Source organism: Pseudoxanthomonas sp. CF385 (assembly GCF_900104255.1).
Taxonomy (GTDB): domain Bacteria; phylum Pseudomonadota; class Gammaproteobacteria; order Xanthomonadales; family Xanthomonadaceae; genus Pseudoxanthomonas_A.
Genome location: NZ_FNKZ01000001.1, coordinates 811,314 through 836,582, shown reverse-complemented (window position 1 = coordinate 836,582; position 25,269 = coordinate 811,314). Strand labels below are relative to the sequence as shown.

Genomic DNA, 25,269 nt, shown 5'->3' with positions numbered 1-25,269 from the left:
ACAGGAATGAAGTTACGCGTCCGTTTTTTCGGCGCTTTTCGGCGACGTTTCGTCGTGCGATTTTTTGCTGAACCATTGCCAACCAAGGGCGACGCCGCTCAGGGCGCCGGCGATCTCGAGCACGACGCGGGAGCCGAGTGATTCGGCATCGTGGATGCCTTGCAGGGCGAGCCGCGCATACAACGGCGATTCCAGGCGGCTGATACCGAGGTAGAACAGGTTCCAGGCATCGATGCCCGCACCGATCAGCACGGCCGTCACGCACGCCCATCCCACCGCATGCCCGATCGACCATCGCTGGCGGTCGCAGAGCCAATGCCAGAACAGGAAGCTCAGCAGGCCGATGATGAAGGCGATCAGGCCGGCCTCGACCGCACCCAGCACGCCGTAGTGGAGCGGGAGATTCATCGGGCGCGCTCCCGGGTCCATTCGAGGGCAGGAGCGGTGGCGGAGGCGACAGGCATGGCGTGGCGCTCCGGGCGCCGGGTTCGTGGCCGACACGGAAGCGTAACCGAAGCGTCTGTGGCGGATGCGTCCGACTTGGCATGATGCGGCTCCCGACACGTGGAATCCCCGCATGAGCCGTCTTCTGCTGGCAGGCGCCACCGGCCTCATCGGCCAGATCACCCTGACCCTCGCGCTCGCGTCGCCGCGCGTGACCCGCGTGATCGCGCCCACGCGCAGGCCGCTTCCCGCCCACCCGAAACTCGTGAACCCCGTGGTGGATTTCGATGCGCTGCCCGGCGACGCCGACGGGTGGCACGTGGATGCCGTGGCCTGCGCACTGGGCACGACGATCCGCGATGCCGGATCGCGGGCCGCCTTCCATCGCGTGGACCACGACTATCCGCTGGCCGTCGCACGCCTCGCGCGTGCCCATGGCGCACGCGCCTTCGCGCTGGTGTCGGCTCTGGGCGCGGACCCGGCGTCACGCGTGTTCTATTCGCGCACCAAGGGCGAGCTGGAACAGGCGCTGGCAAACCTGGGATTCGATTCGCTCACGCTGCTGCGGCCCGGACTGCTCGGCGGCGACCGCGCGCAACACCGTGCGGGCGAGCGATGGGCGCAGCGGATCTTCGGTGCGCTCGGCCCCGTGCTGCCGCGCCGCTATCGGGTGGTGCCGCCGGAACGCGTCGCGGCGGCGTTGCTGGAGGCGGTCCTGGACGCACGTCCCGGCCGGCACGTCGTGCCTTCGGAGCAGTTGCTCGGTTGAACCGGCGCTCAGGCGCCGGGATCGTCCGCCTGCACCTGCACGCCGTCGGCGACGATGCGGTATTCGATCGTCGGCACCTCGGCGCCCGGCGACGTTTCCTTCGCGGTGTGTTCGCGTGCCGACGGCGACAGCGTCACCTTGGACAGCACGCCGTGGACCTGGGCCGGACCGCGCACGTCCTTGGGCACGTAGAAATCGTGGTCGCCGAGCAGCACGCGCGCGCCGTGCCCCGCGTCCTCCAGCATCACCCAGCAACCCTTCTTCTGGCAGACATCGACGACGCGTCCGCTGAAGACACGCGATTGGCCCTGGTGCGCCGCGGGGTCGGCGAGTGCCTGCGCGAGCGGCACCACCGGGCCGGCGGGCACCTCGGCGCCGAACTTCTCCCATTGGGCAGCATCGCCGGCCCATGCGCCGCCCGCGCACAAGGCCAACATGATTCCGATCGTCCGATGACGCATGAGCGAATCCTCGTTGCGGGAATCGCCGATCATACGGCCCGGCACGGACCTACTGCAGCAGCCCGTGCGGCAGGACCTGCAACCGGTAGACGCCGGCCGTCTCCAGCACCGCCGCGCAGGCCCGCTCGAGCCGATCCTCATCGGGATCATCGATCACCAGCAGCACGTGTCCCGCCTCGATCTGCTGGCTGTAGTCGCGGCGCACCTCGCTGGGCACCGCCGATCCCGCCAGAGACGCCGCCCACATGCCGACACACGCACCGATCACCACGCACACCGCCACCCCCGCGGCATGGATGCCGACGGCGGGGACGAACATGGCGGCCACGCCCAGGACCAGACCCAGCAAGGCGCCCCCGACAAGCCCGCGCAGCGCGGCCGGCTTGAAGTCGGTGGGGGCGGCCTCTTTCTCGCTGTCGGGAACCTGCTCGACTTCGATTTCCGAGCGGCCCACCAGGGCGGCGTGGTCCGGATCGATGCCGACGCCGATGGCGCGCCGCATGGCCGCTTCGGCGACCGGGACCGAGGGAGCGCTGAATACGCGACGATGCTTCATGACGGTCTCCTCCGGGAGTGGGGCGACCCCGGCCATGGGGCTACGCTAGGCGCACGTACGCACACACCGAGTGAAGGACCCGCCTCGAGGCTGAACGCCCCGCGGAAACCGGTTCAGAGCGCGGGCCGTTCCGGCGCCTGCTTGCGACCCATGGCCCGCAGGTAGAGCTCGTACAAGGCGGTGACCTTGGACACGTACTCCTGCGTCTCCGCGTAGGGCGGCACCCCGCCGTAGCGCGACACGGTACCGATCCCTGCGTTGTAGGCCGCAGCGACCAGGGTCAGGTCGCCCTTGTAGCGCTTCATCAGCAGGCCGAGGTGGCGCGCGCCGGCGTTGATCGATTCGGCGGACGAGAACGGGTCCGCCACCCCGTACTCCTTGGCCACGTCCGGCATCAGCTGCATCACGCCCATGGCGCCTTTCGGCGATACCGCCTTGGCGTCGAAATCGCTTTCTGCGTGCGCCACGGCGCGCAGCCAGGCGTCGTCCACGCCGGTCTGGCGGGCGGCCGCCTTGAATTCCGAGGGATAGCGGTCGAGGCGGGGCTTGCCGACCCGGCCCAGGCCCGGATGCGCGGGTTCGCCCGGCGGGGTCTGCACGGTGAACTTGAGGTAGGGCGTGGACCCCGGCAGCTTGCGGGTGGAGTACACCTTCTGCCCGTCCTGCTCGCGCTCGTAGAGCGTGCCGCTGAACACGCCCATCGAACCCCACAGGTTCGGCGTGCTGACCGCGTTGTCGTCTATCTCCTTGGCCGTGCACTTGGAGCCGGGCTCCGGCGCGGTGGCCAGACTGACCGTGCCGCCCTGGACGCACCGGTACACCGTGCGCGCGCCCGCGTCGGTGCTGGCCAAGGCCAGCACCGTCAGCAGGAGGCCGGCGGCGGGTCGGAGGGGGTGCATGGGCGGCGGATTTTAGGGCCCTGACGCTGTAAGACAGCCTGAATCACGTGCCGGGCGCCGACGGCCGGCCAGGGCCGAGGCCGGTCCTGCTGCGCCGCAGCAGCCAAGCGCGTAAAATGCGGGCCCTCTTTCACCGCACCCCCTCGGAGCACGCAATGGGCCTGGATCTGGTCACCGCCGGCAAGAATCCGCCGGACGAAATCAACGTCATCATCGAGATCCCGAAGGACGCCGAGCCGGTGAAGTACGAGGTGGACAAGGCCAGCGGCGCGATCTTCGTCGACCGCATCCTCTCCACCCCGATGCGCTACCCCTGCAACTACGGCTATGTCCCGCACACCCTGTGCGGCGATGGCGATCCGGCCGACGTGCTGGTCGTGCTGCCGCTGCCGCTGATCCCCGGCTCGGTGATCCGCTGCCGCCCGGTCGGCGTGCTGCGCATGAGCGACGAAGCCGGCAGCGACGAGAAGCTGCTGGCGGTGCCGGTGGATAAGGTGTTCGCCGGCTACAGCCACATCAGCGACATCGACCAGGTCAGCCCGCACTGGCTGGAGCGCATCGGCCACTTCTTCGAGCACTACAAGGATCTGGAGAAGGGCAAGTGGGTCAAGCTCGACGGCTGGGGCAACGCCGCCGAAGCCAAGGCCGTGCTGGTCGATGCGATCGCCCGCCAGGCCGCCCAGCCGGAAGACGAGAAGCACAAGTTCTGATCGCCTCGCACGTCCCGCAAGCGTAAAAGGAAGGCCGCCCTCGGGCGGCCTTCTTGTTGATGGGCCCTGCGGACGGGCGATGCCCGCATCACTCCGGCCTGCGGGGCGGACGCAGCATCGTCAGCCCGATCAGCCGCGACACGACGACGGCGATGTACATGACCCCCGCGAACTGCTCCAGCATCACCAGCGCGCGCGCCTGCGGCAGGATCGGCACCACGTCGCTCAAGCCGACGCCCGAGAGCAGGCTGAAGCTCAGGAACAGCAGCTCCATCCAGCTGCGCGCTGAGGTCGGATCGACCGCCGCGGTGAAGCTGCCCGGATACCACTGCTGGCAGACCGAGAAAGCGAACGCGAAGGCCCAGGCCAGCAGCGTGAACGTGGCCCCGGCGGCGAACAGTTCGTCGCTGGTGACCGAGTGGTCCTGCAGCATGTAGGCGATCAGGCTGCCGGCCGTATAGAAGTACAGGCCGCTTTCCAGCAGGTGGGCGTAGACGCCCAGCGAGGGCAGGTCGAACAGCGCCGCCGACACCGACAGCAGCACCGAGGGCACCGCCAGCGACCAGGCGATCCAATTCACCGCCGCGCTACGGTTGACGACCCACAGCGCCAGCGCGAGCACCAGGATGCCGAACGCGCCGAACAACGCGCGGCCGGCCTGGGTGTCTTCCATCACCGGGTACAGCAGGATGCCTGCCAGTTGCACGATCAGCAGGAAGGCGCACGGGTGGCGCCGCGCCGTGACCAGCCAGCGCAGCCACGCCAGGGGCATCGTCATGCCGCGACCTTCATTTGAAGTGGTAGACCAGCGCGTAGTAGACCACGTAGATCCACGACAGCACGCCGTGGATCACCGCCCACAGCAGCGACTTGTTGGCGCTCCACGAAATGGTGATCGCCAGTGCGGTACCGAAGCCGATGCCCGCCTTCGCGATGCCGCTGCCGCTGCCCTTCACGGGGCCACCGCGGTCGCACCGCTGCCGGCGCGATACGGATAGCGCAGGAAGATCTCCGCGACGGCGGCGTCGATCTTCGTCCCGCGCTCCTCCGGCTTGGTGCGGCCGACGCGGCCGACGGCGACGCCCGTCCAGACAAGGCGGTTCTGCTTCGCATCCACCAGGTCCACGTTGAGGGTGCCTTCGGTGTATTTGTAGACATCGGTACGGTCGCGCCAGTACGGCACGGCGAAGTAACGCCGCGAGCGGTAGCTGTAGTAGTAGTCGTAATCCACTTCCGGCGTGTTGACGACGTCGGTCTTCTCCTGCATGTAGGCGTTGAGGTTCACCCACAGGTCGGGCGACTTCTCGTCGTACACGTAGCCGCGTGCTTCCATCTGCGCGCGCGCCGCATCCTTGGTGCGCCCGCTGGTGAGCGTGGCGTAGCCCTGACTCTCGATCGCCAGGGGCGTGTAGAACGCGAACGTGCGGTACTGCGCGAAGTTGGCGGATGGGTCGACGTCACTGGTGACGCGGGGACCGGTCGCGCAGGCGGCCAGCAGCAACGTGGCGGCCAGCAGCAGGCTGCGGCGGGTCAGGCGGGCGATCGGGGTCATGGCAGGTCTCCGGAGGTTCGGCATGGGCCGCCGCGATCGGCGGCCCCTTTCCACCTTTACGCATCCCCGGGCCGATCCGTCGCAACGGACCCGCGCCCCGGTTCAGCCCTGACGATACACCTGCGCACCCTGCGCAAGGAACTCCGCCGACTTCTCCGCCATGCCGTCGGCCAGCGCCTGCTGGTCGTCCACGCCATGCTCGGCCGCGTAGTCGCGCACGTCCTGGGTGATCTTCATGCTGCAGAAATGCGGCCCGCACATGCTGCAGAAGTGGGCCAGCTTGTGCGCGTCCTTGGGCAGGGTCTCGTCGTGGAATTCCTTGGCCTTCTCGGGATCCAGGCCCAGGTGGAACTGGTCCTCCCAGCGGAACTCGAAGCGCGCCTTGCTGAGCGCGTTGTCGCGCACCTGCGCACCCGGGTGCCCCTTGGCCAGGTCGGCGGCGTGCGCGGCGATCTTGTACGCCATGATGCCGTCGCGCACGTCCTGCCGGTTCGGCAGGCCCAGGTGTTCCTTCGGCGTGACGTAGCAGAGCATCGCCGTGCCGAACCAGCCGATCATCGCCGCGCCGATCGCGGACGTGATGTGGTCGTAGCCCGGCGCGATGTCGGTGGTCAGCGGGCCGAGCGTGTAGAACGGCGCCTCGCCGCACTCGCGCAGCTGCTTGTCCATGTTCTCCTTGATCAGCTGCATCGGCACGTGGCCGGGACCTTCGATCATGCACTGCACGTCGTGCTTCCAGGCGATCTTGGTCAGCTCACCGAGCGCTTCGAGTTCACCGAACTGCGCCGCGTCGTTGGCATCGGCGATGCACCCCGGGCGCAAGCCATCGCCCAGCGAGAAGGCGACGTCGTAGGCCTTCATGATTTCGCAGATGTCCTCGAAGTGCGTATAGAGGAAGTTCTCCTTGTGATGCGCCAGGCACCACTTGGCCATGATCGAGCCACCACGCGAGACGATGCCGGTCACGCGCTTGGCCGTCAGCGGCACATGACGCAGCAGCACGCCGGCATGGATGGTGAAGTAGTCCACGCCCTGCTCGGCCTGCTCGATCAGGGTGTCGCGGAAGATCTCCCAGGTCAGTGCCTCGGCACGACCGTCGACCTTTTCCAGCGCCTGGTAGATCGGCACGGTGCCGATCGGCACCGGCGAATTGCGGATGATCCACTCGCGCGTCTCGTGGATGTGCTTGCCGGTGGACAGGTCCATCACCGTGTCGCCGCCCCAGCGGATCGACCACACCAGTTTCTCCACTTCCTCGGCGATGCCGGAAGACACGGCGCTGTTGCCGATGTTGGCGTTGATCTTGGTCAGGAAGTTGCGGCCGATGATCATCGGCTCGCTTTCCGGATGGTTGATGTTGTTCGGCAGGATGGCGCGGCCGCGGGCGATCTCGTCGCGCACGAACTCCGGGGTGATGAACGTCTGGATGCTGGCGCCGAAGCTTTCGCCCGGATGCTGCGCCAGCAGGTGGGCCTCGCGCACGGCATCCAGCCGCTGGTTCTCGCGGATGGCGACGTATTCCATTTCCGGCGTGACGATGCCGCGCCTGGCGTAGTGCATCTGGCTGACGTTGGCGCCCGCCTTCGCGCGGCGCGGCAGGATGCGGCCGGGGAAGCGCACGCTGTCGAGCTTGGCGTTCGCTTCGCGCGACCGGCCGAACTCCGAACTCAACGCCGGCAATTGCTCGGTGTCCCCGCGTTCTTCGATCCATTTCGCGCGCAGCGCCGGCAGGCCGGCGGACAGGTCGATGCTCGCGCCGGGATCGGTATACGGGCCCGACGTGTCGTACACCGTGACCGGCGCGTTCTCCTCGCCGCCGAACAGGGTCGGCGTCTGGGTCAGCGCGATCTCCCGCATCGGCACCCGCAGGTCCGCGCGCGAGCCTTCGACGAAGATCTTCCGCGAACCCGGGATCGGACGCGTCACGGACTCGGAAAGTTGCCCGGTCTGTTGCAGCAGATCGGCGGCGGGCTTGGGAATGGCATTCATCGGCTTCGTCCTTTTCGAATCCCGCACGAGATGTGCGGGCTCTTGCGAGGGATTCGCATAGCGGGATACGAGGATTCGCATCACGGACGAAGCGGCGGCGCGGCGGCGGACGGAGGGCGGGCCCGGGGAGGGCGACACGGCAACACGGCGCAGCCTGCGAAGCTTCCCTACGCCGGTCTCAACCGGATCAGGTTCGAAGGGTCTGTCTCAATCACCGGCCCGGCCGGCGATACCCCCGCTTCGGCGCGAATTAGACCATAACCCGGCGTCGGGCGCCGCCTGCGCGATCCGGCGCCCTGCGGTCGGGATATGCTGGGCGGCAGGGGCCCGGGATGGGACAAGGACGAGGGGATGATGGGATTCAGAACGATGTTCGTTATGGGCATTCTGTTGGCCCTGCCCGCCGTCGCGGCGACCGCCCAGGCACCCGTGCCCATCGAGGCGTTCGTCGCCGCGAATCGGCTCCACTCGCCGCGCCTGTCGCCGGATGGCGCCCACGTGGCGATCACCGCGGACCTCGGCGAGGGCCACCACGCGCTGGTCATCCACCGCACGGGGGACATGCACCGTACCGCGCTCCTGCGGCTGCCGCGCTTCGAGCTTCCCACCCAGGTGGCGTGGGTCGGCAACACCCGCCTGGTGCTGGCGAAGGGGCGCAAGTTGGGCTCGCGCGAGGCGCCCATCCCGACGGGCGACATCATCGCCACCGACGCCGACGGCAAGAACCAGAAGTACCTGTTCGGGTATCAGCAGACATTGCGGACGGCCGGCGTCGAAGCCGGCTTCGGCTACATCGAAGGCGTGCCCGCCACGCCCAACGGCCGCTTCTACATGCGCCGCCTGTCGCGCGGCACGCAGCGGTCGCAGCTGTACGACGTGGACGCCGGCAACGCGACCGGCAGGCTGGTCGCCGATATCGACGTCAAGGACCTGCAGTTCACGCTGGACCCGCGCGGCGTGCCCCGGTTCGCGTCGGGCACCGACGACAACGACCGACCTTTGCTGTTCATCGCCGATGAGCAGGGCAGGAACTGGATGCCGGTCGTACCGGATGCCCCGGGAATGGCGTGGACGCCGTATGCATTCAGCGCAGACGGGACCCGCGTGTTCGGGCTCCAGGCCATCAATGGCGGCCCCTCCAGCCTCGTCGTGTCTTCGCCGGACGGTCGCGAGCGCCGCGTGCTCGCGCACCACGCGCTGCGCAGCGTATCCGACATCGAATGGGCGGCGGCGCCTGCCGAGCCCTTCGCCGCGGTGATCGACGACGGCCGACCGCGCGCGACCTACATCGACGCACAGTCCGCGGACGCCGTACTGCACCAGGCGCTGTCCAACACCTTCCCCGATCACTATGTCGCGTACGCGGACCACAGCCGCGATGGCAACAGGTCGCTGCTGTACGTCTCCAGCGATCGCGACCCCGGGAGCTGGTACCTGTTCGATCGCGCGCAGAGCAAAGCATCGCTCCTGCTTTCGAGCCGGGAGGGCCTGGATACCGCCCGCATGGGCGAGCGGCGCGCTTTCCGCTTCCGTGCGAGCGACGGCATGGAACTGGAAGGCTTCATGACCCTGCCGGCGGGCGTCACGACGCCGGCCGGCCTGCCCACCGTGGTGATGCCGCATGGCGGCCCCCACGCGATCCGCGACGACTGGGCGTTCGACCAGGATGCGCAGTTCCTCGCCAGCCGTGGTTACCTGGTCCTGCAGGTGAACTACCGCGGCTCCGGCGGACGTGGCCGCGCGTTCGTGGAGGCCGGCTACCTGAAATGGGGCACGCGGGTGCAGGACGACATCCTGGAAGGCCTGCGCTGGACGATCGCGCAGGGGTATGCCGATGGGAACCGCGTCTGCGCGTACGGCGCCAGCTTCGGCGCCTACTCGGCCCTGATGCTGGCGGCGCGGGCACCGGACCAGATCAAGTGCACGGCCGGCTTCGCCGGGATATACGACCTCAAGATGATGTACGCCAAGGGCGATATCCGCAGCACGCAGTACGGCAACAACTACCTCGTGCGTGCCATCGGTCGCGATGAAGCGGCCTTGGCCGCCGCCTCGCCCACGACGCTCGCTGCACGGATCACGGCACCCGTACTGTTGGTGCACGGCGAAATCGACGAGCGCGCGCCCATCGCCCAGGCGCGGGCCATGCGCGCGGCACTGGAACGCGCGGGCCGTGCCCCGGAATGGATGGCGGTGGCCGGCGAGGGCCACGGCTTCTACGCCGATGCCAACAACATCGCGTTCTATCGGACGCTCGAAACATTCCTTGCGCGGCACATCGGTCCGCCCACGCCATGACGCACCGCCGGCCTCGCCCCGCGCGCCTAGGGTTCGACCTGCATCATCGATGCATCGAGGAGCGCGCGCTCCGGCACCGTGAAGCGTTGCGCATCGCCGAACTCCGGCCAGCCCGCGCGTAGCGCGGCCATCACGGCCGGAGCCTCGTCGTGGGCTTCCAGCAGCCAGGCCGTGAACTGCTGGCACGGCACATCGGCCGCGGGGCGGCACAGCAGCGGGCCGGGCGCGATGGGCGCCGAGCGCCAGAGTTCGACGACGCCGGCCGGGCGGTCGGCGTCGTAGACATCGGCCGCAAGCGCCGCCACGTCGGCGCGCCCGGTCGCCACGGCCTCCAGGGCTGCCGCATGCGAACCGGCGTACGCGAGATGGGCGAACGCGGTTTCGGGTTCCAGACCGCGTCGGCGCAGCTCGCGCACCGGCACGAACCCACCGGACGCCGAATCGCGACCGACCAGCGCCAGGCGCAGCGTCCTCGCCTGCCGTTCCAGCTCGCCCGCGGCCTCCAGGCCTTGCCGGCCGACCAGCACGGCGCGGTAGCGGTCCGCCTGCAACGCCGGCACCTGCGGTACGGGCAAGGTCGTCAGCGGCTCGCTGGCGTGGCGTGCCTGCAGATAGCCGTGCAGGTTTGGCACCGCCACGTCGACGTCGCCGCGCCGCAGCGCGTCGACCAGCGCCGTGGGCGAATCGAACACGCGGACCTGCACCCCATGCCGGGCACGCAGGCCGAGATAGTCGGCGAGCGGCTGGATCGCGGCCGCGCGATCGCGCTGCGGATACGCATAGGTGGCGATCACCCAGGCGCGCGGTTGCGCCTGCTGGGCCCACGCAGGCACGACGGACAACAGCGACAGGACGACGACGAAGAGGGCGCGGGTCATCCCGCTATCAGACACCATCCAGCAGCTGCTTGTCGCGTACCGCACCCTTGTCGGCGCTGGTCGCGAGCAGGGCGTAAGCCTTCAGTGCGGTGCTGACCTTGCGCATACGCGGCTGCGCGGGCTTCCACCCTTTCGCGTCCTGTTGCGCGCGACGCGCCGACAGCTCCTCGTCGGAGACCAGCAGCGAAATCGTGCGTTGCGGAATGTCGATGCGGATGCGGTCGCCGTCGCGCACCAGACCGATTGCGCCGCCCGCCGCCGCTTCGGGCGAGGCGTGTCCGATCGACAGGCCGGAGGTGCCGCCCGAGAAACGGCCATCGGTCAGCAGCGCGCACTGTTTCCCGAGCCCTTTCGACTTCAGGTAACTGGTCGGATACAGCATTTCCTGCATGCCGGGCCCGCCCTTGGGGCCTTCGTAACGGATGACGACCACGTCGCCCGCTTTCACCTCATCGCCGAGGATGCCGGCCACTGCCGCATCCTGGCTTTCGAAGACGCGCGCGGTGCCTTCGAACACGTGGATGGACTCGTCCACACCGGCCGTCTTCACCACGCAGCCGTCCGCCGCGATGTTGCCGTAGAGCACGGCCAGGCCGCCCTCCTGCGAGAACGCATGTTCGACGCTGCGGATGCAGCCTTCGGCGCGATCGGTGTCCAGCGAGGGCCAGCGCGTGGCCTGGCTGAAGGCGACCTGGGTGGGAATGCCGGCCGGCCCCGCCTTGTAGAAGGTCGTGACGGCGTCATCGTCGTTGGTCGTGACGTCCCACTTCGCGATCGCATCACCCAGCGACTTCGCATGCACGGTGGCGACCCCGGTATGCAGCAGGCCGCCGCGCGCGAGTTCACCGAGGATCGCCATGATGCCGCCGGCGCGGTGGACGTCCTCGATGTGGTACTTCTGCGTGTTCGGCGCGACCTTGCACAGCTGCGGTACGCGGCGCGACAGGCGGTCGATGTCGCGCATGTCGAACGGCACCTCGCCCTCCTGCGCCGCGGCCAACAGATGCAGGATGGTGTTGGTGGAACCGCCCATCGCGATGTCGAGCGTCATCGCGTTCTCGAACGCCTCGAATGTGGCGATGCCGCGCGGCAGCGCCGTCGCGTCTTCGCCGCCGTACCAGCGATGGCACAGCTCCACGGCGACCACACCCGCGCGCTTGAACAGCTGCTCACGGTCGGCATGCGTGGCCACGACCGTCCCGTTACCCGGCAACGACAGGCCGAGCGCCTCGGTCAGGCAGTTCATCGAGTTGGCGGTGAACATGCCGCTGCACGAGCCGCAGGTGGGGCACGCGCTGCGTTCGACGGCGGCGACCTCTTCGTCGCTGGCGTTCGGGTCGGCGGCCATCACCATCGCATCGATCAGGTCGAGCTTGTGATCGGCCAGACGCGTCTTGCCGGCTTCCATCGGGCCGCCCGACACGAACACGGTGGGGATGTTGAGCCGCAGCGCGGCCATCAGCATGCCGGGGGTGATCTTGTCGCAGTTGGAGATGCACACTAGCGCATCGGCGCAGTGCGCGTTGACCATGTACTCGACCGAATCGGCGATGACCTCGCGCGACGGCAGCGAGTACAGCATGCCGTCGTGGCCCATCGCGATGCCGTCGTCGACGGCGATGGTGTCGAATTCCTTGGCGACCCCGCCTACCCGTTCGATTTCACGTGCAACCAATTGACCCAGATCCTTGAGGTGCACGTGCCCGGGCACGAACTGGGTGAAGGAGTTGGCCACCGCGACGATGGGCTTGTGGAAGTCCTCGTCCTTCATGCCGGTGGCGCGCCAGAGCGCGCGGGCGCCGGCCATGTTGCGGCCGTGGGTGGACGTCTTGGAACGGTACTCGGGCATGGAAACAGCCGGCGGTGCGACAGCGTGGGGAGGCTGATTCTGCGGCGTTTTCTAGGTTTCAGTTGCAACCATCTCGACTGAAATCATCCGATCGTCGCAAACGCCGGAAAAGCGCTTGACACGGTTCGGAGCGGCATGTTTCTCTTGCTGCATGTTGCAGCGCCACACGCCCACGACGAACGACCCCACCGCATCCGCTGCGGCGTCCTTCCTCGTACTCGTCCTTATTACCTCGCCCACAAGTGCGGGACGGACCGGCGTGTAAGCAGCAGAAACGCCAGATTCGCAAAACCCCGCACTGAGAAGTGCGGGGTTTTTTGTTTAAGCCCCTTCGATTCCCCATCAACCCTCAGGAAACCCGCACCATGACCACCGCCAACGCTCTCCCGCATCCCAAGATCACCGTCGTCGGCTACGGCAGCCAGGGTCGCGCGCACGCGCTCAACCTGCGCGACTCCGGTTTCGACGTGACGGTGGGCCTGCGCCCGGGCGGCCCGACGGAAGCCAAGGCGGAGGCCGATGGTTTCGTGGTGAAGGCGCCGGCCGACGCGGTGAAGGACGCCGACCTGGTCGCGGTGCTGACGCCGGACATGGTGCAGAAGAAGCTCTATGCCGACGTGCTGGCGCCGAACATGAAGCAGGGCGCCGTGCTGCTGTTCGCGCACGGCCTCAACGTCCACTTCGGCATGATCGAACCGCGCGCCGACCTGGACGTGGTGCTGGTCGCGCCGAAGGGCCCGGGCGCGCTGGTGCGTCGCGAGTACGAGATCGGCCGTGGCGTGCCCTGCATCTACGCCGTCCACCAGGACAAGAGCGGCAAGGCCGAGCAGTTCGCGCTGGCCTACGCCGGCGGCCTGGGCGGCGCGCGCGCCAACATCATCAAGACCACCTTCAAGGAAGAGACCGAGACCGACCTGTTCGGCGAGCAGGCCGTGCTGTGCGGCGGCGCTTCCTCGCTGGTACAGGCCGGCTTCGAGACGCTGGTGGAAGCCGGTTACCAGCCGGAGATCGCCTACTACGAAGTGCTGCACGAACTGAAGCTGATCGTCGACCTGTTCTACGAAGGCGGCATCACCCGCATGCTGGAATTCATCTCCGAAACCGCGCAGTACGGCGACTTCGTCAGCGGTCCGCGCGTCATCGACGCCTCGGTGAAGGCGCGCATGAAGGACGTGCTGACCGATATCCAGAACGGCACCTTCACCCGCAACTGGCAGGCCGAGTACGACGCGGGCCTGCCGAACTACAAGAAGTTCCAGCAGGCGGACAAGGACCACCCGATCGAGAAGGTCGGCAAGGAACTGCGCGCGAAGATGGTGTGGCTGCAGGCCAACGCCCCGCAACCGAAGACAGACGAGCAGGCCGCCGCATGAACGCCGCCGCGGCCACTGCCCCACGCAATGGCGCCCGCTGGCTGGCCCACGCCCTGGAAGCCGAGGGCGTGGACACGCTGTTCGGCTATCCCGGCGGCACCATCATGCCGTTCTACGACGCGCTGGTGGATTCCAACCTCAAGCACATCCTGGTGCGGCATGAGCAGGGGGCCGCGCTGGCCGCGAACGGCTATGCCCGCGCCAGCGGCAAGGTCGGCGTGTGCGTGGCCACGTCGGGCCCCGGCGCCTCCAACCTGGTGACCGGCATCGCCGACGCGATGCTGGATTCGGTGCCGATGGTCTGCCTGACCGGCCAGGTCGCCACCACGCTGATGGGCACCGATGCGTTCCAGGAGCTGGACGTGTTCGGCCTGACCCTGCCGATCGTGAAGCACAGCTTCGTCGCGCGGCGCGTGGACGATCTGCCGGAGATGGTGCGCGAAGCCTTCCGCATCGCGCGCGAAGGCCGGCCCGGCCCGGTGCTGATCGACCTGCCCAAGGACGTGCAGATGTCGGATGCCTCGCATCTGCCGGACCACGTGCCGGCCAGCGTCGATCCGATCCCGACACCGGAGGACGCGAAGCTGGCCGATGCGCTGGCCGCGATCGCCGGCGCCGAGAAGCCGGTGATCTACGGCGGCGGCGGCATCGGCATCGCAGACGCGGTGGATGCGTTCCGCCAGTTCGTCGATGCGACCAAGATCCCCACCGTACTGACCCTGCGTGGCCTGGGCGCCCTGCCCGCCAGCCACCCGCATTACCTGGGCATGCTGGGCATGCACGGCACGCGGGCGGCCAACATGGCGGTGCAGGAATGCGACCTGCTGATCGTCGTCGGCGCGCGCTTCGATGACCGCGCCACCGGCAAGCTGGCCGAGTTCGCCCCGTTCGCCCGCGTGCTGCATATCGATGCCGATGCCTACGAGATCGGCAAGCTGCGTACCGCCGACGTCGCCGTGCCCGGGGATGTCGCCGCCAGCCTGCGTACGCTGGGTGCCGCACGCAGCACCTGCGAAGAATGGCGCAAGCGTTGCATGGCGAATCGCGAGCGCTTCGGTTTCCGTTACGACGCACCCGGCACCGACATCTACGCACCCGGCCTCCTGAAGCGGTTGAGCGAAGTGGCGCCGGCGGATGCGATCGTCGCCTGCGACGTGGGCCAGCACCAGATGTGGGTGGCGCAGCACTGCAAGTTCACCCATCCGCGCAACCACCTGACCAGCGGCGCGCTGGGCACGATGGGCTTCGGCCTGCCGGCGGCGATGGGCGCGCAGTTCGCCTGCCCCGACCGCACCGTCATCCTGGTCAACGGCGATGGCGGTTTCATGATGAACGTGCAGGAGCTGGCCACCATCGCCCGCTGCAAGCTGCCCGTGAAAATCGTGCTGATCGACAACAGCGCGCTGGGCATGGTGCGGCAGTGGCAGGAACTGTTCTTCGCCGAGCGCTACAGCGAGATCGACCTGTCCGACAACCCGGACTTCGCCGCACTGGCGCGCGTGTTCGGCATCCCGGCCCGCCACATCAGCCTGCGCGACGAGGTCGAGGACGCCCTGGCCGATCTGCTGGCCCAGCCCGGCCCCGCCCTGCTGCACGTCACCATCGACATCAAGGCGAACGTCTGGCCGCTGGTGCCGCCGAACCACGCCAACAGCTCGATGCTGGATGCCAATCCCGCGAAACCATCCGCCGAGCCTGCCGACGCGGCCGACGGCCCGGAGAAAAAGAATGCGTTACCGGCTTGAACTGAAGCTCAAACCTGCCGAAGGCGCGCTGATCCGCGTCCTGGGCATGATCGAGCGTCGTGGCTTTCCGCCCCATGCGGTGCATGCCACCCATGACAGCGAAGGCTATTGGGCCCTGGCGATCGTGATCGACAGTACCCGCGCGCCGGAAACCCTGCGCCAGCAGCTGCTGAAAATCTACGACGTGGAGGAACTGTCCTTCAGTGCCGTGCAGGAGCTGAGCCGGGATCGTCGCCACCAGGACCGCGCTGCATGAACGCCGCACCCGCCAGCGCGGACGTCGCGGTCCGGAGGCGTCTTCTTCGACATCAGCCGTTCGCGTGCCGCGATGCCTGATGCCGGCCGCGCCCCCGCCAGCAACGAACCGGACGTAGGCGACGTCGTCGTCACCGTGGCCGACGTGCTGGCGGCGCAGGCGCGGCTGCGCCGGTATCTGCCGCCAACGCCGCTGCACCACGCCGAGCGTTTCGGCGTCATGCTGAAACTGGAGAACCTGCAGCGCACCGGTTCGTACAAGGTCCGCGGCGCATTGAATGCCTTGCTGGCCGGGCGCGAGCGCGGCGACCAGCGGCCGGTGATCGCGGCGTCCGCAGGCAACCATGCCCAAGGCCTGGCCTGGGCCGCATATCGGTTGGGCGTGCAGGCGATCACCGTGATGCCGCATGGCGCACCGGAAACCAAGATCGCCGGCGTCGCCCATTGGGGCGCTACCGTGCGCCAGCATGGCAACAGTTACGACGAGGCGTTCGCCTTCGCGAAGGAGCTGGCCGAGCAGAACGGCTACCGGTTCCTGTCCGCGTTCGACGATCCGGACGTGATCGCCGGCCAGGGCACGGTGGGCATCGAGATCGCGCCCTACACGCCTGACGTCGTCATCGTCCCGATCGGCGGCGGCGGCCTGGCCTCGGGCGTGGCGCTGGCGCTGAAGTCGCAGGGTGTGCGCGTGGTCGGCGCCCAGGTCGAGGGCGTGGATTCGATGATCCGCGCGATGAAGGGCGACACCGCCCCGAAGGATCCGGTCGCCTCGCTGGCCGATGGCGTGCGGGTGAAAGTGCCCGGCTTCATCACCCGCCGCCTGTGCACGCAGTTGCTGGACGACGTGGTGATCGTGCGTGAAGCCGAGCTGCGCGAGACCCTGGTGCGGCTGGCGCTGGAAGAGAACCTGATCGCCGAAGGTGCCGGCGCGCTGGCGTTGGCCGCCGGCCGTCGCGTGGCCGGCAAGCGCAAGTGCGCCGTCGTTTCCGGCGGCAATATCGACGCCACCGTGCTGGCGCAACTGCTGTCCGACGTGCGTCCGCGCCCGCCGCGCAAGCCGCGCCGCCGCACCGCCGAGGGCGAACCTTCGCCTGCCAAGGGCCGCGCTTCCCGCGCGGCCATCCCCCTTTCCCCCGCGAAGACCGGTGTGCGACGTTTCGAAGCCGCCGTCATGGAAACCGAAGTACACGAGGAACCCATCTGGTGAACACGCCCACCCACCCTTCCCCCGCGCATATCCGCATCTTCGACACGACCTTGCGCGATGGCGAGCAATCCCCCGGCTGCAGCATGACGCCACAACAGAAGGTGGTGATGGCGCGCGGCCTGGCCGAACTCGGCGTCGACGCGATCGAGACCGGCTTCCCCGCCAGTTCGCAGTCCGACCGTGAGGCGCATGCGCAGATCGCGCGCGAGCTGCGCGACACCACCCTGGTCGTGCTGTCGCGCTGCCTGGCCACGGACATCGAGACCTCGCTGCGCACGGTGACCGCCGCCGCCAAGCCGCGCCTGCACCTGTTCCTGTCCACCAGCCCGCTGCACCGCGAGCACAAGCTGCGGATGAGCCGCGAGCAGGTGCTGGAGTCCATCGACAAGCACGTGCGCCTGGCCCGTGGCCATATCGACGACATCGAGTTCTCCGCCGAGGACGCGACCCGCACCGAGGAGGATTTCCTGCACGAGGCCATCGCCGCGGCCATCGCCGCCGGCGCGACCACCATCAACCTGCCGGACACGGTGGGCTTCACCACGCCGGAGGAGATCCGCGGCATGTTCGAGCGCGCGATCGCCCGCGTGCCGGGCGCCGACAAGGTGGTGTTCAGCGCCCACTGCCACAACGACCTGGGCCTGGCCGTGGCCAATTCGCTGGCGGCCATCGAAGGCGGCGCACGCCAGGTGGAAGGCTCGATCAACGGCATCGGCGAGCGCGCGGGCAACTGCGCCATCGAGGAACTGGTGATGGCGCTGAAGGTCCGCAACGCGTTCTACAACCTGGATACGCGCATCGACACGCGCCGCATCGTGCCGACCTCGCAGCTGCTGTCGCGCCTGGTCGGCATGCCCGTCCAGCGCAACAAGGCCATCGTCGGCCTGAACGCGTTCGCGCATGAATCCGGCATTCACCAGCACGGCATGCTGCGCCATCGCGGCACCTACGAGATCATGCAGCCGCAGGACGTGGGCTGGCCGTCGTCGCAGATGGTGCTGGGCCGCCACAGCGGCCGCGCCGCGGTCGAACAGCGCCTGCGCGCACTGGGTTACTGGCTGGAAGAGGACGAACTGAAACTGGTCTTCGAACAGTTCAAGGCCCTGTGCGAGAAACAACGCGTGGTCGGCGATGCCGACCTGCAGGCGCTGATGCAGGACGCGGCGGTCAGCGACGGCTACCGCCTGGCTTCGATGACGATCAGCGATGTCGGCAGCCGCGCCAACGCACTGGTCGAACTGTCCGACCCGGACGGCAACCGCGTGTCCGAAACCGCGCAGGGCAACGGCCCGGTCGACGCGCTGTTCAGCGCACTCGCCGCCGCCACCGGCGTGCAGCTGCAGCTGGAGAGCTACCAGGTGCACAGCGTCGGCATCGGCGCCGATGCGCGCGGCGAGGCCAGCCTGTCGGTCCGCTGCGAGGGCGAGGAGTACCAGGGCACCGGCACCAGCAAGGACATCATCGAAGCCAGCGCGCTGGCCTGGCTGGATGTCGCCAACCGCCTGCTGCGCCAGCGTCGCATCGAGAAACAGGAAGCGGCGGCCGCCTGAGCCGCCACTGCATGCCCGCCCCTTTCCAACGCACCACCGGACCCCGCATGACCGCGCCACGCACCCTGTTCGACAAACTGTGGGACGCCCACGTCGTCGTCCCCGAGACCGACGCGGCTCCCGCCGTGCTGTACATCGACCTGCACCTGATCCACGAGGTCACCTCGCCGCAGGCCTTCACCGAGCTCGCCTCGCGCGGGATCGCGCCGCGTCGCCCCGACCGGACCAAGGCGACGATGGATCACTCCACGCCCACCCTGCCTGCCGGTGCCGACGGCAAGCTGCCCTACTACACGAAGGCCGCCGAGACGCAGGTTGAGACGCTGGCGCGCAACTGCGCCCGGTACGGGATCGAGCTGTTCGACATGGCGTCGCCGAACCGCGGCATCGTCCACGTCATCGCGCCGGAACAGGGCTTCACCCTGCCCGGCATGACCATCGTCTGCGGCGACAGCCACACCAGCACGCACGGCGCGTTCGGTTCGCTGGCGTTCGGCATCGGAACCAGCGAAGTCGGCCACGTGCTGGCCACGCAGTGCCTGCTGCAGCGCCGTCCGAAGACCATGGCGATCACCGTCGACGGCGCGCTGGCGCCCGGCGTCGGCGCCAAGGACATCGTGCTGCACGTGATCGGCGTGATCGGCGTCAACGGCGGTACCGGCCATGTGCTCGAGTTCCGCGGCAGCGCCATCGAGGCGCTGGACATGGAGCAGCGCATGACCCTGTGCAACATGTCGATCGAAGCCGGCGCGCGCGCCGGCATGGTGGCGCCGGACCAGACCACGTTCGACTGGGTGGCGCGCACGCCGCTTGGCCCGAAGGGCGCTGCGTTCGACGCGGCCGTCGCCTACTGGACGACGCTCCGCAGCGATGAAGGCGCCGTGTTCGATGCGGAGGTGCGCATCGACGCCGCCGACATCCGCCCCACCCTGACGTGGGGCACGCACCCGGGTACCGCGATCGCGGTCGACGCGCCGATTCCCGCGCCCGCCGACGCCGCCGACCAGAAGGGCCTGGACTACATGCGCCTGAGCGCCGGCCAGGCGGTGGCGGGCACGCCGGTGGACGTGGTGTTCGTCGGCTCCTGCACCAACGGCCGCCTGCGCGACATGCGCGAAGTGGCGCAGGTCCTGCGCGGCCGCAAGGTCGCCGCGGGCGTACGCATGCTGGTCGTGCCGGGTTCGGAGATCGTCAAGCGCGAAGCCGAGGCCGAGGGCATCGACCGCGTCGTGCGCGAGGCCGGCGCCGAGTGGCGCGAGCCCGGTTGTTCGATGTGCATCGCGATGAACGGCGATCTGGTCGCACCGGGCCAGCTCGCCGTGAGCACCAGCAACCGCAATTTCGAAGGGCGCCAGGGTCCCGGCGCGCGTACCCTGCTGGCGTCGCCGCTGACCGCCGCCTGGGCGGCGGTGAACGGTCGCGTCAGCGATCCGCGCGAGCTGTTCGCCGCGCACAAGGAGGTGGCGTGATGGCCGGCTTCCGCGAATTGCGCTCGAAGAGCGTGGTGTTGGCGCAGACCAACATCGACACCGACCAGATCATCCCCGCGCGCTTCTTGTCCACGACCGAGCGCGCAGGCCTGGGCAAGAACGCCTTCAACGACTGGCGCTGGCAGGCCGACGGGTCGCCGAACCCGGCGTTCCCGTTCAACCAGCCGGAGAACACGGGCCGCAGCATCCTGCTGGCCGGCCGCAACTTCGGCTGCGGCTCCTCGCGCGAGCACGCGCCCTGGGCGCTGACCGACCTGGGCCTGCGGGCCATCGTCAGCAGCGAGATCGCCGACATCTTCCGCAACAACAGCCTGAAGAACGGCCTGCTGCCCATCGTCCTGCCGGAGGAGATCGTGCAGTCGCTGATGGCGCGGCCCGACGACGAACTGAGCATCGACGTCGCCGCGCGCGAACTGCGTGCGCCCGACGGCTCCGTCTTCGGCTTCCCGCTGGATGCCTTCGCGCAGACCTGCCTGTTGGAAGGCGTGGACGAGCTGGGCTACCTGCTGGCCCGCCACACCGACATCGAAACCTACGAGGCCACCCGCCATGCACGCTGACATCGCCGTACTGCCCGGGGACGGCATCGGCCCCGAAGTCACCGCCGCCGCCATCACCGTGCTGCGCACGCTGGCGCGCCGCCACGGCCACAGCTTCGACTTCCACGAGTACGACATCGGCGGGATCGCCATCGACCGCCACGGCGAGCCGCTGCCGCAGGCGACGCTGCAGGGCTGCCAGCAGGCGAACGCCGTGCTGCTGGGCGCCGTCGGTGGACCGAAGTGGTCCGATCCCAACGCGAAGGTGCGTCCCGAACAGGGCCTGCTGGCGCTGCGCAAGGGCTTGGGCCTGTTCGCCAACCTGCGCCCGGTGCGTCCGCACCCGGCCGCGCTGAACGCCTCGCCGATCAAGCCGCACCTGCTGACCGGCGTGGACATCGTGGTGGTGCGCGAGCTGACCGGCGGCATCTACTTCGGCGAGAAGACCCGCGATGCGCGCGGCGCCAGCGACCTGTGCAGCTATTCGGTCACCGAGATCGAACGCGTGGTGCGAAGCGCGTTCAAGCTGGCCCGCCAGCGCCGCAGCTACCTGGTATCGGTGGACAAGGCGAACGTGCTGGAGACTTCGCGCCTGTGGCGCGACGTGGCGTCGCGGATCGGCCGCGAAGAATTCCCGGACGTGAAGCTGGAGCACCAGCTGGTCGATTCGATGGCGATGCACCTGCTGGCCAAGCCGCGCGAGTACGACGTGATCGTCACCGAGAACATGTTCGGCGACATCCTGACCGACGAGGCTTCGATGCTGGCCGGCTCACTGGGCCTGCTGCCGTCCGCGTCGCTGGGCGACGGCAAGGTCGGCCTGTACGAGCCCATCCATGGCTCCGCGCCCGACATCGCCGGCAAGGGCATCGCCAATCCCTACGCCACCATCCTGAGCTGCGCGCTGCTGCTGCGCCACTCACTGGGCCTGCATGAAGAAGCCGACTGCATCGAGCGCGCGGTGGACGCGGCACTGAACGCCCAGGTGTTCACCAACGACCTCGCCACCGGCGGTCGCGGCGTGTCCACGCAGGTCGCCGCCCAGGCGGTGATCGAGCAGATGCAGGCGCACTGCTACGTGGCGGACCTGCGCGACTGAGTGGCGTGCTGACCTGATCGCGTGCGCCCCTGCGTTGGTACGAAGACAGGGGCTCACGCAAGGACAGGGACGATGCCGACCACGCAGATCGAGAAGTACCACGTCATCTATTCGGCCAACCGCTTCGACCGCCGCATCGGCCTGATGGCCGGCGGCACCTACATCGGGCAGCTGGTGTTCCATCCCAACGGCGCCACGCTGCCGGTCGACGGCCTCAACGGCACGCAGCCGCAGCTGCACTACCACCTCGACGATTTCGCCAACGCGCTCGACCTGCTGCGCAACGAGAAGCCCGTCTACCTGCTCTACAGCGGCAGCGGCGGTGGCTACGAAAACGCGCTGGTCACCGATCCGGAGACGGTCGGCGAAGGCGAGCCTGCGCTGCGCTTCGCCACACGATGATGGAACCGACGCGGGCCGAGGCCCGCGTCGTCCTCTCAGGCGTTCTCGACCGGTCTCACCTTGAACCATGCCGCGTACAGCGCCGGCAGGAAGAACAGGGTCAGCACGGTGGCCACGGTCAGGCCGCCCATGATCGCCACGGCCATCGGGCCGAAGAACGCGCTGCGCGAGAGCGGGATCATCGCCAGTACGGCGGCGAGCGCCGTCAGCACGATGGGGCGGAAACGGCGCACGGTCGCATCGATGATCGCGTGCCAGCGATCATGCCCCGCCTGGATGTCCTGATCGATCTGGTCCACCAGGATCACCGAATTGCGCATGATCATGCCGGCCAGCGCGATCGTCCCCAGCATCGCCACGAAGCCGAACGGCACCCGGAACACCAACAGCGCCAGGGTCACGCCGATCAGGCCCAGCGGCGCCGTCAGCAGCACCAGCGAGACGCGCGAGAAGCTGCGCAGCTGCAGCATCAGCAGCGTGGTGACCGCGAGCAGGAACAACGGCATGCCGGCGGCGATGGACTTCTGTCCACGCCCGGAATCCTCGACGGTGCCGCCGGTCTCCAGCAGATAACCCTGCGGCAGCTGCGCGCGCACCTCGTCCAGCGTCGGCAGGATCTGCTGGACCACGGTCGGCGGCGTCACGTCGTCGCTGTTGAGGTCCGCGCGCACGGTGACGGTCGGCAGGCGGTCGCGGTGCCAGATGATGCCGTCCTCGAACGCGTACTCCAGGTTCGCGACCTGCGACAGCGGCACGCTGCCGCCGTTGCTGGTCGGCACCGCCAGGCTGCCGAGCAGGTCAAGCCGCGCGCGCTCGTCGTCCGGGCCGCGCAGCAGGATCTCGACCAGTTCGTTGCCCTCGCGGTAGGTGCTCACGCTCAGGCCCGACAGCGACCCCGACAGGAAGTGCGAGACCTGCGAGGTGCTGACACCCAGCGCGCGCGCGCGGTCCTGGTCGATCTCCAGGCGCACGATCTTGCTCGGTTCGCTCCAGTCGAGGTTGACGTTGGTGACGTGCGGGTTCGCGCGCACCTTCTCCGCCACCTGGCGCGCCAGCGCCTGCACGCGGTCGATGTGCTCGCCGGACACGCGGAACTGCACCGGGTAGCCGACCGGCGGGCCGTTCTCCAGGCGCGTCACCCGGAACTGCAGATCGGGGAACTGCGGCGCGACCTCGTCGATCAGCCAGTGCCGGGTGGCTTCGCGCGACGCGATGTCGTCGGTCAGCACCACGAACTGGGAAAAGTTGGCCTGCGGCAGCTGCTGGTCCAGCGGCAGGTAGAAGCGCGGCGAACCGGTGCCGATGTACGACACGTAGTTCAGCACGCCCTCGCGCGTGGCCAGCAGCTTCTCCAGCTTGCGCGCCTGCGCGTCGGTGGACTTCAGCGAACTGCCTTCGGCGAGCTCCAGGTCCACCATCAGCTCCGGGCGTACCGAGTCCGGGAAGAACTGCTGCGGCACGAAGCGGAACAGCGCGATCGAGGCCACGAACGCCGCCACCGTCACGCCGATCACCAGCCAGCGATGGCGCAGGCAGAACTCCAGCCAGCCACGGAAGCGCTGGTAGAACGGCGTGTGGTACGGGTTGTGGTCGTGTGCATCGTGCGCCTTCGGCGCGAGCACCATCGCGTACTGCGGCCAGCGGTCGGCCAGGCGCGCGCGGAACCCGTGCCAGCGCGCAGCCAGCGAACCCGGCTTGGGCGGCTGCGGGTTGCCCAGGTCGGGCAGCATCTTGTCGCCCAGGTAGGGGATGAAGAGCACCGCGGCGATCCACGAGACGACCAGGGCGATCGTCACCACCTGGAACAGCGAGCGCGTGTACTCACCGGTGCTCGAGGCGGCCGTGGCGATCGGCAGGAAGCCGGCCGCCGTCACCAGCGTGCCGGTGAGCATCGGGAACGCGGTCGATTCGTAGGCGAAGCTGGCCGCCTTCAGCCGGTCGAAGCCCTGCTCCATCTTGATGGCCATCATCTCCACCGCGATGATCGCGTCGTCGACGAGCAGGCCCAGCGCCAGCACCAGGGCGCCCAGCGAAATCTTGTGCAGGCCGATGCCGAAGTAATGCATCACCGCGAACGTCATCGCCAGCACCAGCGGGATCGACACCGCCACCACCAGGCCGGTGCGCAGGCCCAGCGAGAAGAAGCTCACCAGCAGCACGATGATCACGGCCTCGGCGAGCACGCGCACGAACTCGCCGACCGAATCCTCCACGGCCGCCGGCTGGTCGGAGACCTTGCGCAGCTCCATGCCCAGCGGCAGCGTCTTCTGCAGGCGCTGAAATTCGGCTTCCAGCGTCGCGCCGAGCTTGAGGATGTCGCCGCCATCCTTCATCGCCACGGCGATGCCGATGCCGGGCTGGCCCATGAAGCGCATCCGCGGCGCCGCCGGATCGGCGAAGCCGCGCTTGATCTCGGCGATGTCGCCCAGCTTGACCGTGCGACCGCCGGCGCGGATCGGGAACTCGCGGATCTCGTCCACCGAATCGAACTCGCCGCTGACACGCAGTTGCACGCGATCGCTGGCGGTCTCGAAGAACCCCGCCGGGGTCATCGCGTTCTGTTCCTCGAGCGCCTGCTGGACGGCGCTGAGCGGGATGCCCAGCGTGGCCAGCTTGGTGTTGGACATCTCGATCCAGATCTTCTCGTCCTGCAGGCCGACCAGTTCGACCTTGCCGACGTCGTCCACCCGCTGCAGCTCCAGCTGGATGCGGTCGGCGTAATCCTTCATCACCGCATAGTCGAAGCCTTCGCCGGTCAGGGCGTAGATGTTGCCGAAGGTGTCGCCGAATTCGTCGTTGAAGAACGGCCCGACCACGCCGCTGGGCAGCGTTGCACGGATGTCGCCGACCTTCTTGCGTACCTGGTACCAGAGTTCGGGGACGTCCTTGGACTTCATGGAGTCGCGCGCCATGAAGATCACCTGGGACTCGCCCGGGCGCGAGTACGAGCGGATGAACTCGTAGTTGCCGGTGGTCATCAGCGCCTTCTCGATGCGCTCGGTGACCTGCTGCGAGACTTCCTCGGCGGTGGCGCCCGGCCACACGGTGCGCACGACCATCGCCTTGAAGGTGAACGGCGGATCTTCGGACTGGCCCAGGTGCTTGTACGACCACGCGCCGATGATGCCCAGGAGGATCATCGCGAACAGCACCAGGCTGCGGTTGGTCAGCGCCCACTCGGAAAGGTTGAACCGGCGCATGCGC

At 68.5% G+C, this 25,269-nt stretch carries 23 protein-coding genes and 1 riboswitch; of the genes, 12 read left to right on the top strand and 11 right to left on the bottom strand.

All coding sequences use genetic code 11. From position 1 onward, the window contains the following. Positions 1–12: 12 nt before the first annotated feature. Positions 13–408, bottom strand: a complete 396-nt coding sequence (locus BLT45_RS03605) for a hypothetical protein (RefSeq protein WP_093298438.1) — start codon at positions 406–408, stop codon at positions 13–15. A 169-nt stretch (positions 409–577) separates the two neighbouring features. Between BLT45_RS03605 and BLT45_RS03600 the strand changes: the two genes are divergently transcribed. After that, complete coding sequence (locus BLT45_RS03600) at positions 578–1,213, top strand: Rossmann-fold NAD(P)-binding domain-containing protein (RefSeq protein ID WP_093295290.1); 636 nt, start codon at positions 578–580, stop codon at positions 1,211–1,213. Positions 1,214–1,221: 8 nt separating this feature from the next. Here BLT45_RS03600 and BLT45_RS03595 read toward each other — a convergent pair whose 3' ends face one another. From BLT45_RS03595 to BLT45_RS03585, 3 genes are all read right to left on the bottom strand, one after another. After that, positions 1,222–1,650 (bottom strand): DUF4920 domain-containing protein, encoded by a 429-nt coding sequence (locus BLT45_RS03595; RefSeq protein WP_175455713.1) that lies wholly within the window; start codon positions 1,648–1,650, stop codon positions 1,222–1,224. Positions 1,651–1,723: 73 nt separating this feature from the next. Next, the gene (locus BLT45_RS03590) at positions 1,724–2,230 is read right to left on the bottom strand and encodes a hypothetical protein (protein ID WP_093295285.1); all 507 of its coding nucleotides are present in this window, start codon (positions 2,228–2,230) and stop codon (positions 1,724–1,726) included. 113 nt (positions 2,231–2,343) lie between these two features. Continuing rightward, entirely contained in the window at positions 2,344–3,129 is a 786-nt protein-coding gene (locus BLT45_RS03585; protein WP_093295282.1) for a lytic transglycosylase domain-containing protein, read from the bottom strand. Between the two features lie 155 nt (positions 3,130–3,284). On the opposite strand from BLT45_RS03585, the gene ppa reads away from it, so the two are divergent. Continuing rightward, positions 3,285–3,839, top strand: a complete 555-nt coding sequence (ppa, locus tag BLT45_RS03580) for an inorganic diphosphatase (protein WP_093295280.1) — start codon at positions 3,285–3,287, stop codon at positions 3,837–3,839. 88 nt (positions 3,840–3,927) lie between these two features. Here the strand turns inward: ppa and BLT45_RS03575 are convergent, their stop codons facing one another. From BLT45_RS03575 to thiC, 4 genes are all read right to left on the bottom strand, one after another. After that, positions 3,928–4,611: an ion channel gene (locus tag BLT45_RS03575; RefSeq protein WP_093298435.1), complete on the bottom strand. Its 684-nt coding sequence runs from the start codon at positions 4,609–4,611 to the stop codon at positions 3,928–3,930. 16 nt (positions 4,612–4,627) lie between these two features. Further along, on the bottom strand, positions 4,628–4,795 hold the full coding sequence (locus BLT45_RS18295) for a hypothetical protein (protein WP_175455712.1): 168 nt from the start codon (positions 4,793–4,795) through the stop codon (positions 4,628–4,630). After that, on the bottom strand, positions 4,792–5,391 hold the full coding sequence (locus BLT45_RS03570; protein ID WP_093295277.1) for a DUF4136 domain-containing protein: 600 nt from the start codon (positions 5,389–5,391) through the stop codon (positions 4,792–4,794). Before BLT45_RS03570 ends, BLT45_RS18295 begins: the two co-directional genes overlap by 4 nt. A 102-nt stretch (positions 5,392–5,493) precedes the next feature. Continuing rightward, positions 5,494–7,380: a phosphomethylpyrimidine synthase ThiC gene (thiC, locus tag BLT45_RS03565; protein WP_093295275.1), complete on the bottom strand. Its 1,887-nt coding sequence runs from the start codon at positions 7,378–7,380 to the stop codon at positions 5,494–5,496. 146 nt (positions 7,381–7,526) lie between these two features. Next, positions 7,527–7,627: riboswitch (TPP riboswitch) on the bottom strand. Positions 7,628–7,758: 131 nt separating this feature from the next. Between thiC and BLT45_RS03560 the strand changes: the two genes are divergently transcribed. Continuing rightward, positions 7,759–9,678: an alpha/beta hydrolase family protein gene (locus BLT45_RS03560; RefSeq protein WP_093295272.1), complete on the top strand. Its 1,920-nt coding sequence runs from the start codon at positions 7,759–7,761 to the stop codon at positions 9,676–9,678. 26 nt (positions 9,679–9,704) lie between these two features. Here BLT45_RS03560 and BLT45_RS03555 read toward each other — a convergent pair whose 3' ends face one another. Together BLT45_RS03555 and ilvD are read right to left on the bottom strand one after the other, a co-directional pair. After that, positions 9,705–10,556 (bottom strand): phosphate/phosphite/phosphonate ABC transporter substrate-binding protein, encoded by an 852-nt coding sequence (locus BLT45_RS03555; protein ID WP_175455711.1) that lies wholly within the window; start codon positions 10,554–10,556, stop codon positions 9,705–9,707. Between the two features lie 7 nt (positions 10,557–10,563). Further along, positions 10,564–12,405, bottom strand: coding sequence for a dihydroxy-acid dehydratase (ilvD, locus tag BLT45_RS03550; RefSeq protein WP_093295266.1), 1,842 nt, complete (start codon positions 12,403–12,405; stop codon positions 10,564–10,566). Between the two features lie 365 nt (positions 12,406–12,770). Between ilvD and ilvC the strand changes: the two genes are divergently transcribed. The 9 genes from ilvC to BLT45_RS03505 all read left to right on the top strand — a co-directional run bounded on the left by ilvC (position 12,771) and on the right by BLT45_RS03505 (position 22,065). Further along, a complete protein-coding gene (ilvC, locus tag BLT45_RS03545; protein WP_093295263.1) occupies positions 12,771–13,778 on the top strand; it encodes a ketol-acid reductoisomerase in 1,008 nt (335 codons plus the stop codon). Beyond that, positions 13,775–15,523 (top strand): acetolactate synthase 2 catalytic subunit, encoded by a 1,749-nt coding sequence (ilvG, locus tag BLT45_RS03540; RefSeq protein WP_093295260.1) that lies wholly within the window; start codon positions 13,775–13,777, stop codon positions 15,521–15,523. Before ilvC ends, ilvG begins: the two co-directional genes overlap by 4 nt. Next, the gene (locus BLT45_RS03535; RefSeq protein WP_093295257.1) at positions 15,507–15,779 is read left to right on the top strand and encodes an ACT domain-containing protein; all 273 of its coding nucleotides are present in this window, start codon (positions 15,507–15,509) and stop codon (positions 15,777–15,779) included. The genes ilvG and BLT45_RS03535 overlap by 17 nt, the downstream gene beginning before the upstream one ends. A 72-nt stretch (positions 15,780–15,851) precedes the next feature. After that, positions 15,852–16,985: a threonine dehydratase gene (locus BLT45_RS03530; protein ID WP_093295254.1), complete on the top strand. Its 1,134-nt coding sequence runs from the start codon at positions 15,852–15,854 to the stop codon at positions 16,983–16,985. Continuing rightward, positions 16,982–18,535 carry a 2-isopropylmalate synthase gene (locus tag BLT45_RS03525; protein WP_093295252.1) on the top strand — a complete coding sequence of 518 codons (1,554 nt, stop codon included), beginning with the start codon at positions 16,982–16,984 and terminating at the stop codon, positions 18,533–18,535. Before BLT45_RS03530 ends, BLT45_RS03525 begins: the two co-directional genes overlap by 4 nt. 47 nt (positions 18,536–18,582) lie before the next feature. Beyond that, complete coding sequence (gene leuC, locus BLT45_RS03520; RefSeq protein ID WP_093295250.1) at positions 18,583–20,004, top strand: 3-isopropylmalate dehydratase large subunit; 1,422 nt, start codon at positions 18,583–18,585, stop codon at positions 20,002–20,004. Next, on the top strand, positions 20,004–20,585 hold the full coding sequence (gene leuD, locus BLT45_RS03515) for a 3-isopropylmalate dehydratase small subunit (protein WP_093295248.1): 582 nt from the start codon (positions 20,004–20,006) through the stop codon (positions 20,583–20,585). Before leuC ends, leuD begins: the two co-directional genes overlap by 1 nt. Next, a complete protein-coding gene (gene leuB / locus BLT45_RS03510; protein ID WP_093295245.1) occupies positions 20,575–21,663 on the top strand; it encodes a 3-isopropylmalate dehydrogenase in 1,089 nt (362 codons plus the stop codon). The genes leuD and leuB overlap by 11 nt, the downstream gene beginning before the upstream one ends. A gap of 72 nt (positions 21,664–21,735) precedes the next feature. Continuing rightward, the gene (locus tag BLT45_RS03505) at positions 21,736–22,065 is read left to right on the top strand and encodes a hypothetical protein (RefSeq protein WP_093295241.1); all 330 of its coding nucleotides are present in this window, start codon (positions 21,736–21,738) and stop codon (positions 22,063–22,065) included. Between the two features lie 35 nt (positions 22,066–22,100). On the opposite strand, the gene BLT45_RS03500 is transcribed toward BLT45_RS03505, so the two are convergent. Next, on the bottom strand, positions 22,101–25,265 hold the full coding sequence (locus BLT45_RS03500) for an efflux RND transporter permease subunit (RefSeq protein ID WP_093295238.1): 3,165 nt from the start codon (positions 25,263–25,265) through the stop codon (positions 22,101–22,103). Positions 25,266–25,269: the final 4 nt, after the last annotated feature.

Coding starts and splice junctions, on each gene's coding strand:
- BLT45_RS03605 (WP_093298438.1), bottom strand. CDS start 408: ATGAATCTCCCGCTCCACTACGGCGTGCTGGGTGCGGTCGAGGCCGGC.
- BLT45_RS03600 (WP_093295290.1), top strand. CDS start 578: ATGAGCCGTCTTCTGCTGGCAGGCGCCACCGGCCTCATCGGCCAGATC.
- BLT45_RS03595 (WP_175455713.1), bottom strand. CDS start 1,650: ATGTTGGCCTTGTGCGCGGGCGGCGCATGGGCCGGCGATGCTGCCCAA.
- BLT45_RS03590 (WP_093295285.1), bottom strand. CDS start 2,230: ATGAAGCATCGTCGCGTATTCAGCGCTCCCTCGGTCCCGGTCGCCGAA.
- BLT45_RS03585 (WP_093295282.1), bottom strand. CDS start 3,129: ATGCACCCCCTCCGACCCGCCGCCGGCCTCCTGCTGACGGTGCTGGCC.
- ppa (WP_093295280.1), top strand. CDS start 3,285: ATGGGCCTGGATCTGGTCACCGCCGGCAAGAATCCGCCGGACGAAATC.
- BLT45_RS03575 (WP_093298435.1), bottom strand. CDS start 4,611: ATGCCCCTGGCGTGGCTGCGCTGGCTGGTCACGGCGCGGCGCCACCCG.
- BLT45_RS03570 (WP_093295277.1), bottom strand. CDS start 5,391: ATGACCCCGATCGCCCGCCTGACCCGCCGCAGCCTGCTGCTGGCCGCC.
- thiC (WP_093295275.1), bottom strand. CDS start 7,380: ATGAATGCCATTCCCAAGCCCGCCGCCGATCTGCTGCAACAGACCGGG.
- BLT45_RS03560 (WP_093295272.1), top strand. CDS start 7,759: ATGGGCATTCTGTTGGCCCTGCCCGCCGTCGCGGCGACCGCCCAGGCA.
- BLT45_RS03555 (WP_175455711.1), bottom strand. CDS start 10,556: ATGACCCGCGCCCTCTTCGTCGTCGTCCTGTCGCTGTTGTCCGTCGTG.
- ilvD (WP_093295266.1), bottom strand. CDS start 12,405: ATGCCCGAGTACCGTTCCAAGACGTCCACCCACGGCCGCAACATGGCC.
- ilvC (WP_093295263.1), top strand. CDS start 12,771: ATGACCACCGCCAACGCTCTCCCGCATCCCAAGATCACCGTCGTCGGC.
- ilvG (WP_093295260.1), top strand. CDS start 13,775: ATGAACGCCGCCGCGGCCACTGCCCCACGCAATGGCGCCCGCTGGCTG.
- BLT45_RS03535 (WP_093295257.1), top strand. CDS start 15,507: ATGCGTTACCGGCTTGAACTGAAGCTCAAACCTGCCGAAGGCGCGCTG.
- BLT45_RS03530 (WP_093295254.1), top strand. CDS start 15,852: ATGCCTGATGCCGGCCGCGCCCCCGCCAGCAACGAACCGGACGTAGGC.
- leuC (WP_093295250.1), top strand. CDS start 18,583: ATGACCGCGCCACGCACCCTGTTCGACAAACTGTGGGACGCCCACGTC.
- leuD (WP_093295248.1), top strand. CDS start 20,004: ATGGCCGGCTTCCGCGAATTGCGCTCGAAGAGCGTGGTGTTGGCGCAG.
- leuB (WP_093295245.1), top strand. CDS start 20,575: ATGCACGCTGACATCGCCGTACTGCCCGGGGACGGCATCGGCCCCGAA.
- BLT45_RS03505 (WP_093295241.1), top strand. CDS start 21,736: ATGCCGACCACGCAGATCGAGAAGTACCACGTCATCTATTCGGCCAAC.
- BLT45_RS03500 (WP_093295238.1), bottom strand. CDS start 25,265: ATGCGCCGGTTCAACCTTTCCGAGTGGGCGCTGACCAACCGCAGCCTG.